Origin of the sequence: Streptomyces sp. PsTaAH-124 (genome assembly GCF_000373685.1) — a bacterium.
Taxonomy (GTDB): domain Bacteria; phylum Actinomycetota; class Actinomycetes; order Streptomycetales; family Streptomycetaceae; genus Streptomyces; species Streptomyces andamanensis.
In genome coordinates this window covers 496,158-514,240 of the sequence record NZ_KB892157.1, presented here as the reverse complement: position 1 = coordinate 514,240, position 18,083 = coordinate 496,158, and the positions used below count along the sequence as shown (strand labels likewise).

Sequence of the window (18,083 nt, the reverse complement as noted above, 5' to 3'; positions counted from 1 at the left end):
TGGTGCGGTTGATTGTTTCATAGTGTTTCGGTGGTCATAGCGTGAGGGAAACGCCCGGTTACATTCCGAACCCGGAAGCTAAGCCTTACAGCGCCGATGGTACTGCAGGGGGGACCCTGTGGGAGAGTAGGACACCGCCGAACAATCATTCAAAGGGTTGGACCCCGAACTTCGGTTCAGGGTCCAACCCTTTTTTGTTTCCGGCCACTTGGTGTTCACATGGCCACGCAAGCATCCGCGGCATGGGTACTGCTGCACTGCTCAGGGCCGCCGGCGTCGGAGTCGGTGACGAGGTCGTCGTGCCGGCGTTCGGGAACGTGGAGGTCGCGGAAGCGGTCGTCCAGGCCGGTGCGCTGCCGGTGTTCGCCGACATAGACCCCGTGACGTACTGCCTCGACGCGTCGGCGGTCGAGGCGGCCGTGACCGCGCGTACGGCGGCCGTGGTCGTCGTGCACCGCTTCGGGCGGTCGGCGGACCGGGCGCGGCTGCACGCGGCCGGACAGCGGCACGGGCTGCTGGTGCTGGAGCACGGCGAGTCCGAGGCACCGCACGAGGAGACGGCACGGCGCCGGGAGCGAGCCGCCTATCTGGACGCGCGGCTGCGGGGCGTACGGACGCCCGACGGGGGCGACGGGCACATCTACCAGCAGTACGTGGTGCGGGTACCGGGGAACGGACGGCCGGACCGGGACGCGTTCGCACGGGCCGTACGCGCCAAGGGAGTCGACTGCCGGGTCCCCGTGAAGACGCCCGTGCACCGGCTGCCCGAGTTCCGCCGCTGCGTGTCGCTGCCGGAGACGGAGCGGGCCGCGGAGGAGACGCTGGCGCTGCCGGTGGACGCCGCTCTGACGCGGCGGGAGATGCAGCGGATCGTTACCGCGTGCAATGCGCTCGGCGGACCGGTCGTGGTTGGGAGCACGGCTGTGTTCGGGGTATGATCTATTCCGTTGCCGAGGGGGAAACCCCGAAAAGGCGACAGGCCCCCATAGCTCAGTCGGCAGAGCGTCTCCATGGTAAGGAGAAGGTCAACGGTTCGATTCCGTTTGGGGGCTCCGACAGGAAAGACCCCGCCCTTTCGGGCGGGGTCTTTCGCGTTTCCGAGGTGCGGGTGCGGGTCCCCCGGTGGGGGACCCGCCGGGGTCAGGAGTTGAGCACCTCGGGGACGCGCATGGCCAGGATCGCCATGTCGTCGGACGGCGCGTCCGACGCGAAGCGCTCCACGGCCCGCATGATGCGGGCGGCGACCGCGCCGGCCGTCAGCCCCGTGCACGTCGTGAGGACGTCCGCGAGGCCGTCGTCGCCCAGCATGCGGGTGCCCTCGCGGCGTTCGGTGACGCCGTCGGTGACGCAGAGCAGGACGTCGCCGGGATCGAGCGTGACCGACTGCTCGTACAGCTCCAGGTCCTCCATGACGCCGAGCAGCGGCTGCGGTTCGGCGGCCGGTTCGACCGTGCCGTCCTGGCGCAGGCGCAGCGGCAGGGGATGGCCGGCGCAGACCACCTTCAACTGGGCGCTGCCGTCCTCCTGGGGCCACAGCTCGCCGTAGAGGAGTGTCAGGAAGCGGCTGCGTGCGCCCTCGTCGAGGATCGCGGAGTTCAGGCGCTCCAGCACCGCGGGGCCGCCGTAGCCCTCGCGGGCCAGCAGGCGCAGGGCGTGCCGGGCGAGGCCGGTGACGGCCGCCGCCTCCGGGCCCGTGCCGCAGACGTCGCCGATGGCGAAGCCGTAGGCGCCGTCGCGGATGGGGAAGAGGTCGTAGAAGTCGCCGCCGACCTCGTTGCCCTCACCGGCCGCGCGGTAGATGACGTCGACCTCCACGCCGTCGATCTGGGGCAGGCCGGGCGGCAGCAGGCTGCGCTGGAGGGACTGGCTGATGGCGGTGCGCTCGGAGTAGAGCCGGGCGTTGTCCAGGGCGAGCGCGGCGCGGCGGCTGAGGTCCTCGGCCAGTTCGAGGATCTCCTGGCGGAAGTGCTCGTCGGTGGGCTTGCCGAGGGTCAGCATGCCGATGACGCGGTTGCGGGCGACCAGGGGCAGGACGACCGTCTCGCCGCCGACCGCCGCGGCGGTGGCGAGGGTCGGGCCGATGGTCGTCCCGATGCGGTGGTGCGAGTCGCCCAGGCTGAGGCTGCGCATGGAGGTGCGCAGGGCCGCCTGGTGGGCCGCCTCGCCGGGCGCGGACCAGACGCGGGCGCCGGGGGTCGGCACCGGATCGGGCGGGGCGATCTTCGACAGCAGGGACTTGATGCCGTCGATCAGTTCCTCGTCCTCGTGCAGGACGTAGGACAGGTAGGGCTCGGACGCCTGGTCGGCGATCGTGTAGACGGCGCACCAGGTGGCCAGGGTGGGGACCGTCATCTGGGCCATCAGGGCGAGGGTCTGGTCGCGGTCCAGGGTGCCGGCCAGCAGGTCGGACGCCTCGACGAGGAAGCTCAGCGAGCCGCGGCGCAGCCGTTCCAGCTCGCCGAGGCGGGCCGATTCGACGGCCAGGGCGATGCGGTCGGCGGCGAACTGGAGGCGCAGCGCCTCCTCGTTGGAGTATCTGCCGGCGGCCTCGGCGGCGACGCCGAGGGAGCCGGTGAGGCGGCCCTCGACCTTCAGCGGGACCGTGACGACGGAGCGCATGCCCGTACCGCCGAGCAGGGGCACGGCGCCGGGGGCGGCGGTCAGGTCGTCGTGGACGGCGGGCATCCGGGCCGAGCCGTAGCGGCCGGGTCCGGCCTCGACGGGGACGCGGGCGAAGCGCTGGCGGGCGGAGGGCAGTCCGGTGGAGGCGCGGACCTCCAGTTCCGTCTCGTCGTCGGTGGCCAGGAGCAGGAAGGCGGCGTCGCCGTCGAGCATGTCGCGGGCGCGTTCCACCGTGCGCTGGAGGAGGCCGTCGAGGTCGTCGGGGGCGGGGGAGCCGATGAAGACCTCGAAGGGGTCGGTGCCGCTGCCGTCCGCCGAGCCGGACTTGGTGTCGCCGGAGGAGGCGGCGCGGACCGGGGTCTGGAGCACGGCGCGCTCGTGGTCGCGGACGAGCAGGCAGACCGTCGAGGGTTCGCCGCCGGTGTCGCGGACGCGCAGATGGGAGGCGTAGACCGGGATGACCCGGCCGTGGGCACCGCGGATGCCGTAGCTGCCCTCCCAGCGGGACAGGCGCAGCGCCTCGGCGATGCCGGTGCCGGTGCCGGGGGTGTGCGGCCAGGCCGCGAGGTCGGTGAGGGGCTTGCCGGTCACCTGTTCGGCGGAGTAGCCGAAGAGTTCCTCGGCGTCGTCGTTCCAGGCGGTGATGGTGCCGCCGCGGTCGATCTGGACGACGGCGACGCGGACCCGGCCGTCGGCGAGCGGGAGCATCTCGGCGGGCAGGGAGGGACCGGCGGTGCGGGTGCCGACCGGGCGTTCGGGCAGGTCGAGGCGGAACCAGACGTTCTTGTGCGTGGGCGTGTACTCCACGCCCCAGCGGCCGGCGAGGGCCGCGCACAGCTGGAGTCCGCGTCCGCCCTCGCGGTCGGGGCTGCCCATGGAGACGGCGGCGCTCTGGAGTGGGACCTCGCGCTCGGGGTAGCGGTCGGCGACCTCGATGCGCACCCCGTGGTCGCTGCGCAGGCACAGCACGTCCGCCGCGGTGCCCGCGTGGACGACGGCGTTGGTGACCAGCTCGCTGGTGAGGACCACGGCGTCGTCGACGATGTCGCCGAAGCCCCACCCTTGGAGGGTGTCGCGGACGAAGGAGCGGGCGGTCGCGACCGATCGCCCCAGTGGCTCGAAGCTGGCGGCCGCGCGCGCGGTGATCACAGAACTCCTCGTCCGGTCGTCGGCATCCCGGCCCCCGCGGCCGCCCGGTTCGCCCCGCTGCTCCGGCAGCTGGGGAGCGTTCGGCCCCGTCGGCCGTGGCTCCGGGGGCTGTTCCCCGGGGATCACTCCGGTGGTCATGTGTGCGGATGCCCTCCGATGCCCGCTGGTCTCCCTGCCACCGTCCAGGCCGGACGGACCGTGGCTGGACAGCCGCATGCAAGGTTACTTACCTTCGCCGTCCGTGCGGATGCCGGTCACCGGTGTTTTCGCCCGGAGGGTGTGCGGACGGTGTGCGAAGCTGCCGAACTGTTATGGCCTGGTTCCGCAGGGGTGAAACACTGGGCAGGCTTCTGTTGACGGTGCGGACGGGCCGAGTGCGGTCCCCGTATGCGGGGCAGCAACCCCTGGTGGGGCTGTGACCCCGGGTGCGGCCCGGTCGTACCGGGGCGGAAGCGGCGCGGCAGTGACGAGGGCGCGGGCCGGGGCGACGGATCAGTCGTACCGGCGCGGCGTCATCGGATCGGCAGGACCGGCAGCAGTATCCGGAGCACAGCAGTGACGGTCGACCCCTGCGGGAGGGACACAGTGGAGTCTGGCGCAGCGACGCGGGGCACGAAGACGCGCGCGAAAGGCGGTCAGTCCGGGCAGTCCCTGAGCAGTCGGCGCACGCCGAGGGGTGCGACGACGACGGTCGACACGGCCGCCCTGAACCGGCTGCTGGCCGCGCTGGTGGGGATGCGGGACGGGAACTTCCGCAAGCGCCTCACGGTGTCCGGGGACGGCGTGATGTCGGAGATCGCCGCGGTCTTCAACGAGGTGGCCGACCGCAATCTGCACCTGACCGGTGAGCTGTCGCGGGTACGGCGCGTGGTGGGACGTGAGGGAAAGCTCACGGAGCGGCTGGAGACGGGCGCCTGCGAGGGGTCCTGGGCCGCCGCGATCGACCACTCCAACGCGCTGGTCGACGATCTCGTACGGCCCGTCTCCGAGGTCGGCCGGGTGCTGTCGGCGGTCGCCGAGGGCGATCTGTCGCCGCGCATGGAGCTGCGCACGCAGGCGCCGGAGGGGGCCGGGCATCCGCTGCGGGGCGAGTTCCTGAAGGTGGGCCGGACCGTCAACAACCTGGTCGACCAGTTGTCCGCGTTCACCGACGAGGTCACGCGCGTGGCCAGCGAGGTGGGCACCGAGGGCAAGCTGGGCGGTCAGGCGCGGGTGCGCGGTCTGTCGGGTTCCTGGAAGGACCTCACGGACTCCGTGAACACCATGGCGTCCCGGCTGACGGCGCAGGTGCGGGACATCGCGCTGGTGACCACGGCGGTGGCCAGGGGCGATCTGTCGCGGAAGGTCACGGTGGACGTGGCCGGGGAGATGCTGGAGCTGAAGAACACCGTCAACACGATGGTGGACCAGCTGTCGGCGTTCTCCTCGGAGGTGACGCGCGTCGCCCGCGAGGTGGGCACGGACGGCATCCTGGGCGGCCAGGCGCATGTGCCGGGTGTCGACGGCACCTGGAAGGAGCTCACCGACTCGGTGAACCTGATGGCCGGGAACCTGACGGCCCAGGTGCGCGGGATCGCGCAGGTCACCACCGCGGTCGCCAACGGCGATCTGTCGCAGAAGGTGACCGTTCCGGCGCGCGGCGAGGTCGCGCGGCTTGCCGAGACGATCAACCAGATGACCGAGACGCTGCGGATCTTCGCGGACGAGGTCACCCGGGTGGCCAACGAGGTCGGCGCGGAGGGCAGGCTCGGCGGGCAGGCGATCGTGCCGGGCGTGGCCGGGACGTGGAAGGACCTGACGGACTCCGTCAACACGGTGTTCCGGAACCTGACCACGCAGGTGCGGGACATCGCCGCGGTGACGACGGCGGTGGCCAGCGGTGACCTGTCGCAGAAGGTCACCGTGGACGTGGCCGGCGAGATGCTGGAGCTGAAGAACACCGTCAACACGATGGTCGACCAGCTGTCGGCGTTCGGCGCCGAGGTCACCCGGGTCGCGCGGGAGATCGGCGTCGAGGGCGAGCTGGGCGGCCAGGCGCAGGTGCCGGGCGCGGCGGGCACCTGGAAGGACCTGACGGACTCCGTCAACACCGCGTTCCGCAACCTCACCGGCCAGGTGCGCAACATCGCCCAGGTGACGACGGCGGTGGCCAACGGCGACCTTTCCCAGAAGGTCACCGTGGACGTCTCCGGCGAGATGCTCCAGCTGAAGAACACCGTGAACACCATGGTGGACCAGCTGTCCTCGTTCGCCGACCAGGTGACCCGGATGGCCCGTGACGTGGGCACCGAGGGGCGCCTGGGCGGCCAGGCGCGGGTGGACGGCGTGTCGGGTACGTGGAAGGAGCTGACGGACTCCGTCAACTCCATGGCGTCCAACCTGACGGGCCAGGTGCGCAACATCGCCCAGGTGACGACGGCGGTGGCCCGCGGTGATCTCTCGCAGAAGATCGACGTGGACGCGCGCGGCGAGATCCTGGAGCTGAAGAACACCATCAACACGATGGTCGACCAGCTGTCCGCCTTCGCCGACCAGGTGACCAAGGTGGCGCGCGAGGTGGGCACCGAGGGGCGGCTCGGCGGCCAGGCGCAGGTGCCCGGCGTCGCCGGGGTGTGGCGGGACCTGACCGACTCCGTGAACGGCATGGCGGGCAATCTGACCTCGCAGGTGCGCAACATCGCGCAGGTCGCCACCGCCGTGGCCCGCGGTGACCTCTCCCAGAAGATCACCGTGGACGCCCGCGGGGAGATCCAGGAGCTGAAGAACACCCTGAACACGATGGTGGACCAGCTCTCCTCGTTCGCCCAGGAGGTCACCCGGGTGGCCCGCGAGGTGGGCACGGAGGGCATCCTGGGCGGCCAGGCCGAGGTGCAGGGCGTGGCGGGCACCTGGAAGGACCTCACCCAGTCGGTGAACTTCATGGCGAACAACCTGACCATCCAGGTCCGCAACATCGCCGAGGTCACCACCGCCGTCGCCAAGGGCGACCTGTCGAAGAAGATCACCGTCGACGCCAAGGGCGAGATCCTCGAACTCGTCACCACGGTGAACACGATGGTCGACCAGCTGTCGTCCTTCGCCGAGCAGGTCACGCGGGTCGCCCGCGAGGTGGGCACGGAAGGCATCCTCGGCGGCCAGGCGCACGTGCGGGGTGTCGTCGGCATCTGGAAGGACCTCAGCGACAACGTCAACCTGATGGCCAACAACCTGACCATGCAGGTGCGCAACATCTCCCAGGTCGCGGCGGCGGTCGCCAACGGCGACCTGACGCGGACGGTGACGATCGAGGCGCGCGGCGAGGTCGCGCAGCTCGCCGACACCTTCAACACCATGGTGAAGACGCTGAGTTCCTTCGCCGACCAGGTGACCAAGGTGGCCCGCGAGGTGGGCACCGACGGCATCCTGGGCGGGCAGGCGTACGTGCCGGGTGTGGCGGGGACCTGGAAGGACCTCACCGAGTCGGTGAACCAGATGGCGTCCAACCTGACCGGTCAGGTGCGCAACATCGCCATGGTGACCACGGCCATCGCCAAGGGCGATCTCACCAAGAAGATCGACATCGACGCGCGCGGGGAGATCCTGGAGCTGAAGACGACCATCAACACGATGGTCGACCAGCTGTCCAGCTTCGCCGAGGAGGTCTCGCGCGTGGCCCGGGAGGTGGGCACCGAGGGGCAGCTCGGCGGCCAGGCGCGGGTGCGGGACGTCGACGGCACCTGGCGGGACCTGACCGAGTCGGTGAACGAGATGGCCGGGAACCTGACCCGGCAGGTGCGCGCCATCGCGCGCGTGGCGACCGCCGTGACCCGCGGCGACCTCAACCTGAAGATCGACGTGGACGCCTCCGGGGAGATCCAGGAGGTCCAGGACTCGATCAACAAGATGATCGCCAATCTGCGCGACACCACGATCGCCAACAAGGAGCAGGACTGGCTCAAGGGCAATCTGGCCCGGATCTCCGCGCTGATGCAGGGCCGCCGCGACCTGGTGGACGTGGCCTCGCTGATCATGAGCGAGCTGACGCCGGTGGTCTCCGCGCAGCACGGCGCCTTCTTCGTCGCCATGCCGCTCGCCGACGACAAGGACCTCGCCGGTGACCAGGAGGACGCCTACGAGCTCCGGATGCTCGGCTCCTACGGCTACTCGATGGGCTCCATGCCGACCTCGTTCCGGCCCGGTGAGGCGCTGATCGGGACGGCCGCCGAGGAGAAGCGCACGATCCTGGTGGAGCGGGCGCCCAACGGCTATCTGAAGATCTCCTCCGGGCTCGGCGAGGCGCCGCCCGCGCAGGTGATCGTGCTGCCGGTGCTGTTCGAGGGCAAGGTGCTGGGCGTGATCGAGCTGGCGTCGTTCACGCCGTTCACGCACATCCAGAAGGACTTCCTCAACCAGATCGCGGAGATGATCGCGACCAGCGTCAACACCATCTCCGTCAACACCAAGACCGAGCAGCTGCTCAAGCAGTCCCAGGAGCTGACCGAGCAACTGCGGCTGCGCTCCGAGGAGCTGGAGCAGCGGCAGAAGGCGCTCCAGGCGTCCAACGCCGAACTGGAGGAGAAGGCCGAGCTGCTGGCCCAGCAGAACCGCGACATCGAGGCGAAGAACTCCGAGATCGAGGAGGCCCGGCAGGTTCTGGAGGAGCGCGCCGAGCAGCTCGCGGTGTCCATGCGCTACCGCAGCGAGTTCCTGGCCAACATGTCGCACGAGCTGCGTACGCCGCTGAACTCGCTGCTGATCCTGGCCAAGCTGCTCGCCGACAACGCGGAGGGCAACCTCTCCCCGAAGCAGGTGGAGTTCGCCGAGACGATCCACGGCGCGGGCTCGGACCTGCTCCAGCTGATCAACGACATCCTGGACCTGGCGAAGGTCGAGGCGGGCAAGATGGACGTCTCCCCGACGCGTATCGCCCTCGTCGAGCTGATCGACTACGTGGAGGCCACCTTCCGGCCGCTGACCGCGGAGAAGGGCCTGGATCTGTCGGTGCGGGTGTCGCCGGAGCTGCCGGCCACGCTGCACACCGACGAGCAGCGGCTGCTCCAGGTGCTGCGCAATCTGCTGTCCAACGCGGTGAAGTTCACCGACTCGGGCTCCGTCGAGCTCGTCATCCGGCCCGCGCGCGGTGATGTGCCGCAGGCGATCCGGGAACAACTGCTGGAGGCCGGCTCGCTGACCGATCCGGACACGGAGATGATCGCGTTCTCGGTGACCGACACCGGTATCGGCATCGCGGCCAGCAAGATGGGTGTGATCTTCGAGGCGTTCAAGCAGGCCGACGGCACCACCAGCCGCAAGTACGGCGGTACGGGACTGGGGCTGTCCATCTCGCGGGAGATCGCGCAGCTGCTGGGCGGCGAGATCTACGCCCAGAGCGAGCCGGGCCGCGGCTCCACCTTCACGCTCTATCTGCCGCTGCACCCGGGGGACCTGCCGCCGCACGGCTACCAGCAGCCGGTGTCCGCCCTGGACACCGACGACCTGGTGGAGGCCGGCGGGCCGCGGCTGACCGAGCTGCCCGGCGTGTCGCACGCCTCCGAGCTGACGGCGGCCCAGGTCGAGACGCCGGCCGAGGTGAAGTCGTACCAGGAGACGCAGAACGGCGCCGCCGCGCTGTTCCGCCGCCGCCGCAGGGCGCTGCCCGCCGCCGGGCAGCAGGGGTCCGAGGACGGGCCGGAGCAGTGGTCGCCGCAGATCGCGGAGCCGTCCGGGGCGCCGCAGCAGAACCGGGACGTGCGGTTCGGCGGCGAGAAGGTGCTCATCGTCGACGACGACATCCGCAACGTCTTCGCGCTGACCAGCGTCCTGGAGCAGCACGGTCTGTCGGTGCTGTACGCCGAGAACGGCCGGGAGGGCATCGAGGTCCTGGAGCAGCACGACGACGTGGCGGTGGTGCTGATGGACATCATGATGCCCGAGATGGACGGGTACGCGACGACCACGGCGATCCGCAGGATGCCGCAGTTCGCGGGGCTGCCGATCATCGCGCTGACCGCGAAGGCCATGAAGGGCGACCGGGAGAAGGCGATCGAGTCGGGTGCCTCCGACTATGTGACCAAACCGGTCGATCCCGATCATCTGCTGGGCGTGATGCGGCACTGGATGGGCGAGGAGTGACGAGGAGTGACACGGTCGCGGGGCCCGCGGTGATCCGGGTTCCGGTTCCGGGAACTTTCCCGGAGGGCCGGGAGTTGTCGGTTCCGGGTGCCCGATGCCGTGTAGGGACACGGGATTCGGGGAACCTTCTGGTCTCGCGTCGCGTTTCCGCTGCGTGCACTGTGACATCACGGTGACAGGGTGTGGTGACAGGCGGGGTGCGGCTACGATGACCGGCACAAGGACGGGCGGCGCAAGGAAGTCGTCCCCTGGGGCGGCACTCACCGGTGCTGCCCCGATTCCTGCGGACAGGGGCGGCCCCAAGCCGGGGCGAGGAGGGCGGGCCATGGTGCAGAAGGCCAAGATCCTCCTGGTCGATGACCGGCCGGAGAATCTGCTGGCGCTGGAGGCCATCCTCTCCGCGCTCGATCAGACGCTGGTGCGGGCATCGTCCGGGGAGGAAGCGCTCAAAGCGCTGCTCACGGACGACTTCGCGGTCATTCTGCTGGACGTCCAGATGCCGGGCATGGACGGTTTCGAGACGGCCGCGCACATCAAGCGGCGGGAGCGGACCCGGGACATCCCGATCATCTTCCTCACCGCCATCAACCACGGGCCGCACCACACCTTCCGCGGCTACGCGGCGGGCGCGGTGGACTACATCTCCAAGCCGTTCGACCCCTGGGTGCTGCGCGCGAAGGTCTCCGTCTTCGTCGATCTGTACATGAAGAACTGCCAGCTGAAGGAGCAGGCGGCACTGCTGCGGCTCCAGCTGGAGGGCGGCGGCCGGGGCGCCGTCGGCGACGGCAAGGAGGCGGCCGGACTGCTCGCCGAGCTGTCCGCGCGCCTGGCCGCGGTCGAGGAGCAGGCGGAGGCGCTGTCCAAGCAGCTCGACGACGACTCGGCGGACGCCGCGGCGGTGGCGACGGCGGCCCATCTGGAGCGCAAGCTCACCGGTCTGCGCCGCGCACTGGACGCGCTGGAGCCGGGCACGGGCAGCGCCTCCTCGCTCCCGTCGCAGAACTGACGTCCACCGGCGGCGTGTTGGGGCCGCCCGGCGGAGTCGGTCGCCGCGCCCGCCGGACGTCCGGGGCGCGGCCGCAGGCCATGTGAGCCCTGGTCAACTGCCGCAAGGACAGCCACGACACGAACGGGTGAAGCAGAGGGCACACGTGTCCGGCGCCGCCTCCGGCGGTAATCTCGCACCTATGGCCTCACGTCCCTCCGCAGCCAACAAGCCGCCCGCGAAGAAGGCGGCCGCTTCCGCGAAGGCTCCGGCGAAGAAGGCCGCCGCGAAAAAAGCCCCGGCCAAGAAGGCTCCCGCGAAGAAGGCACCCGCCAGGAAAGCCGCCGCGGCCAGGCCCGCGCCCCGGCCGGCGCCGAACCCCACCGGCGGCGTGCTCCGTGTCGTGCGCGCCCTCTGGCTCGGCCTCGCGCACGCCGTCGGCGCCGTCTTCCGCGGCATAGGGCAGGGCGCGAAGAACCTCGACCCCGCGCACCGCAAGGACGGCATCGCCCTGCTGCTGCTCGCCGTCGCGCTGATCGTCGCCGCCGGCACCTGGGCCGATCTGCGCGGCCCCGTGGGCGACCTGGTCGAGATCCTGGTCACCGGCGCCTTCGGGCGGCTCGACCTGCTGGTGCCGATCCTGGTCGGGATCATCGCCGTCCGCTTCATCCGGCACCCGGAGAAACCCGAGGCCAACGGCCGGATCGTGATCGGTCTGTCGGCGCTCGTCCTCGGGGTGCTCGGCCAGGTGCACATCGCCTGCGGCTCGCCCGCCCGCAGCGAGGGCATGCAGGCGATAAGGGACGCCGGAGGTCTCATCGGCTGGGGCGCGGCGACCCCGCTGACGTACGCCATGGGCGAGGTGCTGGCCGTACCGCTGCTGGTGCTGCTGACCGTGTTCGGCCTGCTGGTCGTCACCGCCACCCCCGTCAACGCCATCCCGCAGCGGCTGCGGCTGCTCGGTGTGAAGCTGGGCCTGCTGCCCGACCCCGAGGACTACGAGGACGCCGGGTACGGCGAGTACACCGAGTACACCGAGGACGACGCGCGCTACGACGAGCAGTGGCGCGAATCCCTGCCCGCGCGCCCCCGCAAGCGCCGCAGCGCCCCCCAGGACCAGGGCTACGACCCCGAGACCGCCGAGCAGGAGGCGCTCGCCAAGCGGCGCGGCAGGCCCCGGCGCTCCGCCGTGCCGCAGCCCGACATGGAACGGCAGATGGACGCGGTGGACGTGGCCGCCGCTGCCGCCGCCGCGCTCGACGGCGCCGTCCTGCACGGCATGCCGCCCTCCCCGGTGGTGGCCGACCTCACCCAGGGCGTCACCGTCGGCGACCGCGCCGAGACCCCCACCCCCACGCCGACCCCGGTCCCGGCCGCCCGCCCCGAACAGGACGCGCCCGCCGCGCCCCCCCGGAGCGAACCGGCGCCGAGCGGTGCCACGGCCAGTGCCACCGGAGCGGGCGCCCCGGCGCGCCCGGCGGCCGGGAAGCCCTCCGCCGGGGTCCCCGACCTCACCAAGACGCCGCCCGCCGAGACCCACGACCTGCCGCCGCGCGCCGAACAGCTCCAGCTCTCCGGCGACATCACCTACGCCCGGCCGTCCCTGGACCTGCTGGAGCGGGGCGGCCCCGGCAAGGCGCGCAGCGCCGCGAACGACGCCATAGTGGACGCGCTGACCACCGTCTTCACCGAGTTCAAGGTCGACGCGCGCGTCACCGGCTTCACCCGCGGCCCGACGGTCACCCGCTACGAGGTCGAACTCGGCCCGGCCGTGAAGGTCGAGCGGATCACCGCGCTGGCCAAGAACATCGCCTACGCCGTCGCCAGCCCGGACGTGCGGATCATCAGCCCGATCCCCGGGAAGTCGGCGGTCGGCATCGAGATCCCCAACACCGACCGGGAGATGGTCAACCTCGGTGACGTGCTGCGCCTGGCGGCCGCGGCCGAGGACGACCACCCGATGCTCGTCGCGCTCGGCAAGGACGTCGAGGGCGGCTATGTGATGGCCAACATCGCGAAGATGCCGCACATCCTGGTGGCCGGTGCCACCGGCTCCGGCAAGTCGTCCTGCATCAACTGCCTGATCACCTCGATCATGATGCGGGCGACCCCGGAGGACGTCCGTATGGTCCTGGTCGACCCCAAGCGCGTCGAGCTGACCGCGTACGAGGGCATCCCGCACCTGATCACGCCGATCATCACCAACCCCAAGCGGGCCGCCGAGGCGCTCCAGTGGGTCGTGCGCGAGATGGACCTGCGCTACGACGACCTGGCCGCGTACGGCTTCCGGCACATCGACGACTTCAACGCGGCCGTGCGCAGCGGCAAGGTGAAGTCCCCGGAGGGCAGCGAGCGCGAGCTCCAGCCGTATCCGTACCTGCTGGTGATCGTGGACGAGCTGGCCGACCTGATGATGGTCGCGCCCCGCGACGTCGAGGACGCGATCGTGCGCATCACGCAGCTCGCGCGCGCGGCCGGCATCCACCTGGTGCTCGCCACCCAGCGGCCCTCGGTCGACGTCGTCACCGGTCTGATCAAGGCGAACGTGCCGTCCCGGCTGGCCTTCGCCACCTCCTCGCTCGCCGACAGCCGGGTCATCCTCGACCAGCCCGGCGCCGAGAAGCTGATCGGCAAGGGCGACGGGCTGTTCCTGCCGATGGGAGCGAGCAAGCCGACCCGGCTACAGGGCGCCTTCGTCACCGAGGCCGAGGTCGGGGTGGTCGTCCAGCACTGCAAGGACCAGATGACGCCGGTGTTCCGGGACGACGTCGTCGTCGGCAGCAAGCAGAAGAAGGAGATCGACGAGGACATCGGCGACGACCTCGACCTGCTGTGCCAGGCGGCCGAGCTGGTGGTCTCCACGCAGTTCGGGTCGACGTCCATGCTCCAGCGCAAGCTGCGCGTCGGCTTCGCCAAGGCCGGGCGGCTGATGGACCTGATGGAGTCGCGGAACATCGTCGGGCCCAGCGAGGGGTCCAAGGCGCGCGACGTGCTGGTGAAGGCCGACGAGCTCGACGGCGTGCTGGCCGTGATTCGGGGCGAGAGCGAGGGGTAGGCGCAAGGAGTCCGCCGGGGCCGACGGCCGCCCGGCGGACACCGGTGCCGCGAGCGGGCGGCGGCCGGGCCGCCCGGTGCTCCGGCCGACTCGGGCCACCCGTCCGTGATCCACCCGTTAGCCGGCGCCGGGCAACCGTTTCGCCTGGCCGTACGTCAACGTGGGCAGGACACCGGATGCGGGTCCCGCCAGCGGCTCCGCACCCGTCCCACCATCGGATTGTCCGGCCATTCCGATGGCGTACAAAGTACCGCCGCCGGGTCGCTCCACCCTTCGGCACACCCCTAGACTGAACCTCCAGCACAGGCGGCTACACGCTCGAAAGGCGCCCCCGTGTCCATCGGCAACTCCCCTGAAGACGAGCGTCCGTTCGAAGACGTATCCGAGGAGGCCGGCCCCTCCGTCGGCCGATCCCTCAAGGACGCCCGGCTCGCCGCCGGGCTCACCGTCGACGAGGTCAGCACCGCCACCCGCGTCCGTATCGCCATCGTGCACGCCATCGAGGCCGACGACTTCGCCCCGTGCGGCGGGGACGTCTACGCCCGGGGACACATCAGGACCCTGGCACGCGAGGTGGGCCTCGACCCCGCCCCGCTGCTCGCCCGGTTCGACGCCGGACACGGCGGACGCCCGGCGCCGACCCCGGCCGCCCCGCTCTTCGAGGCGGAACGCATCCGCCCCGAGCGCCGCGGACCCAACTGGACCGCCGCCATGGTCGCCGCGATCGTCGTGGTCGTCGGCTTCGTCGGCTTCACCGCCTTCAAGGGCGGCGACGACGGCGACGCCAGTGCCAAGGCGCAGGCCGCCGAGGGCTCCACCGCCTCCACGAGCACCCCGCCCTCGCCCGCCCCCAAGCACACCAAGCCCGCCGGTCCCAAGCCCGCGCCCTCGGACAGCGCCATCGCCGCCGCGCCCCAGGACAAGGTGACCGTCCAGGTCAGCGCGCCCAACGGCCGCAGCTGGGTCTCGGCCAAGGACCACAACGGCCGCATGCTCTTCGACGGCCTGCTGAGCAAGGGCGAGTCCAAGACCTTCCAGGACAGCACCAAGATCAACCTGATCCTGGGCGACGCCGGGGCGGTCCAGCTCTACGTCAACGGCAAGAAGATCGAGGACCAGTTCCAGTCGGGCGCGGTGGAACGCCTCACGTACACCAAGGGCGACCCCCAGGTCGGGTGACATCGCGACCTGCCCGTGACCGCGGTCCCGCCAGGCAGGAGAACAAGAGGCCGGCCGTACTCGGCCAACCCCTTCGACGTGGGGTGTCGGCGGGACAAAGTAGTCTTGAGCCCATGCCTGAACGCCGTACCGTCGCACTCGTCACTCTCGGCTGCGCCCGTAACGAGGTGGACTCGGAGGAGCTCGCAGGCCGTTTGGAGGCGGACGGCTGGCAGCTCGTGGAGGACGCCGCGGACGCCGATGTCGCCGTCGTCAACACCTGTGGCTTCGTGGAAGCCGCCAAGAAGGACTCCGTCGACGCCCTCCTGGAGGCCAACGACCTCAAGGACCACGGCAGAACCCAGGCCGTGGTCGCCGTCGGCTGCATGGCCGAGCGGTACGGCAAGGAACTCGCCGAGGCCCTTCCCGAGGCCGACGGCGTGCTCGGCTTCGACGACTACGCCGACATCTCCGACCGCCTCCAGACCATCCTGAGCGGCGGCATCCACGCCGCCCACACCCCCCGTGACCGCCGCAAGCTGCTGCCCATCAGCCCGGCCCAGCGCCAGGACGCGGGCACCGAGGTCGCCATCCCGGGGCACGGCCCCGCCGACCTGCCCGAGGGCGTCGCACCCGCCTCCGGGCCGCGCGCACCGCTGCGCCGCCGGCTGGACGGCGCCCCGGTCGCCTCCGTCAAGCTCGCCTCCGGCTGCGACCGCCGCTGCTCCTTCTGCGCCATCCCCTCCTTCCGCGGCTCCTTCATCTCCCGCCGCCCCAGCGACGTGCTGAACGAGACGCGGTGGCTGGCCGAACAGGGCGTCAAGGAGATCATGCTGGTCTCCGAGAACAACACGTCCTACGGCAAGGACCTCGGCGACATCCGCCTGCTGGAGTCCCTGCTGCCCGAGCTGGCGGAGGTCGACGGCCTGGAGCGGGTGCGGGTCAGCTACCTCCAGCCCGCCGAGATGCGGCCCGGACTGATCGACGTCCTCACCTCCACCCCGAAGGTCGCCCCCTACTTCGACCTCTCCTTCCAGCACTCCGCGCCCGGCGTGCTGCGCGCCATGCGCCGCTTCGGCGACACCGACCGCTTCCTGGAACTGCTGGACACCATCCGCTCCAAGGCGCCCCAGGCCGGGGTGCGCTCCAACTTCATCGTCGGCTTCCCCGGCGAGTCGGCGGCCGACCTCGCCGAGCTGGAGCGGTTCCTCACCGGCGCCCGGCTCGACGCCATCGGCGTCTTCGGCTACTCCGACGAGGACGGCACCGAGGCCGCCACCTACGAGAACAAGCTCGACGGGGACGTCGTCGCCGAGCGGCTGGCCCGGGTCTCCCGGCTGGCCGAGGAACTGGTCTCCCAGCGCGCCGAGGAGCGCGTCGGCGAGACCGTGCGGGTACTCGTCGAGTCCGTCGACCCCGAGGAAGGGGTGTACGGCCGGGCCGAGCACCAGGCGCCCGAGACCGACGGCCAGGTGCTGCTCACCGGCGGCACGGGCCTGGCCGTCGGCCGTATGGTCGAGGCGAAGGTGGTCGGCACCGAGGGCGTCGACCTGGTCGCCGAGCCGCTGGCGGATCCGCTCGGGTGGAGTGAGGAGGCGGGCAGATGACGGGAGTCCCGGCATCCGCTGCGGGCGGCGCCCCCGGGGCGCGGCCCACGGCCCAGCAGGTGTCCGCCGCCATGGTCCCCGGCGCCGCAGGGCAGGGGGCCGAGGACGCGGAACGGGAGCAGGACGCCGGCAGGCCCGCGCGCGGCGGGAAGATCACCGCCGCCGCCGTCAACCAGGCGAGCGTGTGGAACGTCGCCAATCTGCTGACCATGCTGCGGCTGCTGCTGGTGCCCGCCTTCGTGGCCCTGATGCTGGCCGACGGGGGCTACGACCCGGCGTGGCGCTCGTTCGCCTGGGCGGCGTTCGCCGTCGCGATGATCACCGACCTGTTCGACGGTCATCTGGCCCGTACGTACGACCTCGTCACCGACTTCGGGAAGATCGCCGACCCCATCGCCGACAAGGCGATCATGGGGGCGGCGCTCATCTGTCTCTCCGCCCTCGGCGACCTGCCCTGGTGGGTGACCGCCGTGATCCTCGGCCGGGAACTCGGCATCACCCTGCTGCGCTTCCTGGTCATCCGCTACGGCGTCATCCCCGCGAGCCGCGGCGGCAAGCTCAAGACCCTCACCCAGGGCGTGGCCGTCGGGATGTACGTGCTGGCGCTGACCGGCTGGCTGGCCACCCTGAGGTTCTGGGTGATGGCCGCGGCCGTGGTGCTGACCGTGGTGACCGGCCTGGACTATGTGAAACAGGCCATTGTGCTGCGCAGGCAGGGAATCGCCGAGCGCAGGGCGGCGTTGAAGGAACCGGAAGCGTGAGTTCGTACGCCACCGACGTGGTGGAACTACTGACCGTGAGGGGTGAGACGCTCGCAGTGGCGGAGTCGCTGACCGGTGGCCTCGTCGCGGCGGACATCACCTCGGTCCCCGGGGCCTCCAAGGTCTTCCGGGGTTCGGTCACCGCCTACGCCACGGACCTCAAGCACCGCCTGCTCGGCGTGGACGCCACTCTGCTGGCGCAGCGCGGGGCGGTGGATCCGCAGGTCGCGGCCCAGATGGCGGCCGGAGTGCGCGAGGCGCTGGGTGCGGACTGGGGCATCGCGACCACGGGCGTCGCCGGACCCGAGCCCCAGGACGGACAGCCCGTCGGCACGGTCTACGTGGCCGTGGCGGGCCCGCTGCACGCCGAGGACGGCGCGACGGGTGGCGGGAAAACAGCCGCACTGCGGTTGAACGGCGACCGGGCGGACATTCGTATGGAGAGTGTACGGAGCGTACTCGCCCTGCTCCTGGAGCGGACAGCGGGCGAACACACCGGAAACGAGCGGGCACAGGATACGGAACGGAACGGGGGGTTCTGATGTTTACAGCCCTGAGTGAACACGACATCGCTCCCCGCACGGCCGCGTCGCGAGGCGGTACGGTGGGGCGTGAAGGATGCGGCTACGCGGTCC

9 protein-coding genes, 1 tRNA gene and 1 rRNA gene are annotated in these 18,083 nt (G+C 71.2%); 10 read left to right on the top strand and 1 reads right to left on the bottom strand.

All coding sequences use genetic code 11. The features are described from left to right. Nucleotides 1–26 precede the first annotated feature (26 nt). From rrf to B086_RS0101960, 3 genes are all read left to right on the top strand, one after another. A 5S ribosomal RNA gene (gene rrf / locus B086_RS0101970) occupies nucleotides 27–143 on the top strand. 99 nt (nucleotides 144–242) lie between these two features. Beyond that, nucleotides 243–938 carry a DegT/DnrJ/EryC1/StrS family aminotransferase gene (locus tag B086_RS0101965; protein ID WP_026252012.1) on the top strand — a complete coding sequence of 232 codons (696 nt, stop codon included), beginning with the start codon at nucleotides 243–245 and terminating at the stop codon, nucleotides 936–938. A gap of 41 nt (nucleotides 939–979) precedes the next feature. Further along, nucleotides 980–1,052, top strand: a tRNA-Thr gene (locus B086_RS0101960). A gap of 88 nt (nucleotides 1,053–1,140) precedes the next feature. Here B086_RS0101960 and B086_RS0101955 read toward each other — a convergent pair. After that, nucleotides 1,141–3,909 (bottom strand): SpoIIE family protein phosphatase, encoded by a 2,769-nt coding sequence (locus B086_RS0101955; protein WP_026252011.1) that lies wholly within the window; start codon nucleotides 3,907–3,909, stop codon nucleotides 1,141–1,143. Between the two features lie 447 nt (nucleotides 3,910–4,356). Here B086_RS0101955 and B086_RS0101950 point away from each other — a divergent pair, with 447 nt between their 5' ends. The 7 genes from B086_RS0101950 (at nucleotide 4,357) to B086_RS0101920 (ending at nucleotide 17,990) form a co-directional block, all read left to right on the top strand. After that, on the top strand, nucleotides 4,357–9,882 hold the full coding sequence (locus tag B086_RS0101950) for a HAMP domain-containing protein (protein ID WP_078530940.1): 5,526 nt from the start codon (nucleotides 4,357–4,359) through the stop codon (nucleotides 9,880–9,882). 325 nt (nucleotides 9,883–10,207) lie between these two features. Further along, nucleotides 10,208–10,888, top strand: coding sequence for a response regulator (locus tag B086_RS0101945; protein WP_018564742.1), 681 nt, complete (start codon nucleotides 10,208–10,210; stop codon nucleotides 10,886–10,888). A gap of 181 nt (nucleotides 10,889–11,069) precedes the next feature. After that, nucleotides 11,070–13,922 (top strand): DNA translocase FtsK, encoded by a 2,853-nt coding sequence (locus B086_RS0101940; RefSeq protein WP_026252009.1) that lies wholly within the window; start codon nucleotides 11,070–11,072, stop codon nucleotides 13,920–13,922. 333 nt (nucleotides 13,923–14,255) lie between these two features. Continuing rightward, a complete protein-coding gene (locus B086_RS0101935) occupies nucleotides 14,256–15,101 on the top strand; it encodes a helix-turn-helix domain-containing protein (protein WP_018564739.1) in 846 nt (281 codons plus the stop codon). A gap of 113 nt (nucleotides 15,102–15,214) precedes the next feature. Further along, the gene (gene rimO, locus B086_RS0101930; RefSeq protein ID WP_078530939.1) at nucleotides 15,215–16,687 is read left to right on the top strand and encodes a 30S ribosomal protein S12 methylthiotransferase RimO; all 1,473 of its coding nucleotides are present in this window, start codon (nucleotides 15,215–15,217) and stop codon (nucleotides 16,685–16,687) included. Further along, nucleotides 16,684–17,448 (top strand): CDP-diacylglycerol--glycerol-3-phosphate 3-phosphatidyltransferase, encoded by a 765-nt coding sequence (pgsA, locus tag B086_RS0101925; RefSeq protein ID WP_026252008.1) that lies wholly within the window; start codon nucleotides 16,684–16,686, stop codon nucleotides 17,446–17,448. Before rimO ends, pgsA begins: the two co-directional genes overlap by 4 nt. Beyond that, complete coding sequence (locus tag B086_RS0101920; protein WP_018564736.1) at nucleotides 17,445–17,990, top strand: CinA family protein; 546 nt, start codon at nucleotides 17,445–17,447, stop codon at nucleotides 17,988–17,990. The genes pgsA and B086_RS0101920 overlap by 4 nt, the downstream gene beginning before the upstream one ends. Nucleotides 17,991–18,083 lie beyond the last annotated feature (93 nt).

What these genes read in the sequence shown, in the direction of transcription:
- B086_RS0101965 (WP_026252012.1), top strand. Translation starts at nt 243, where the DNA reads ATGGGTACTGCTGCACTGCTCAGGGCCGCCGGCGTCGGAGTCGGTGAC.
- B086_RS0101955 (WP_026252011.1), bottom strand. Translation starts at nt 3,909, where the DNA reads ATGACCACCGGAGTGATCCCCGGGGAACAGCCCCCGGAGCCACGGCCG.
- B086_RS0101945 (WP_018564742.1), top strand. Translation starts at nt 10,208, where the DNA reads ATGGTGCAGAAGGCCAAGATCCTCCTGGTCGATGACCGGCCGGAGAAT.
- B086_RS0101940 (WP_026252009.1), top strand. Translation starts at nt 11,070, where the DNA reads ATGGCCTCACGTCCCTCCGCAGCCAACAAGCCGCCCGCGAAGAAGGCG.
- rimO (WP_078530939.1), top strand. Translation starts at nt 15,215, where the DNA reads ATGCCTGAACGCCGTACCGTCGCACTCGTCACTCTCGGCTGCGCCCGT.
- pgsA (WP_026252008.1), top strand. Translation starts at nt 16,684, where the DNA reads ATGACGGGAGTCCCGGCATCCGCTGCGGGCGGCGCCCCCGGGGCGCGG.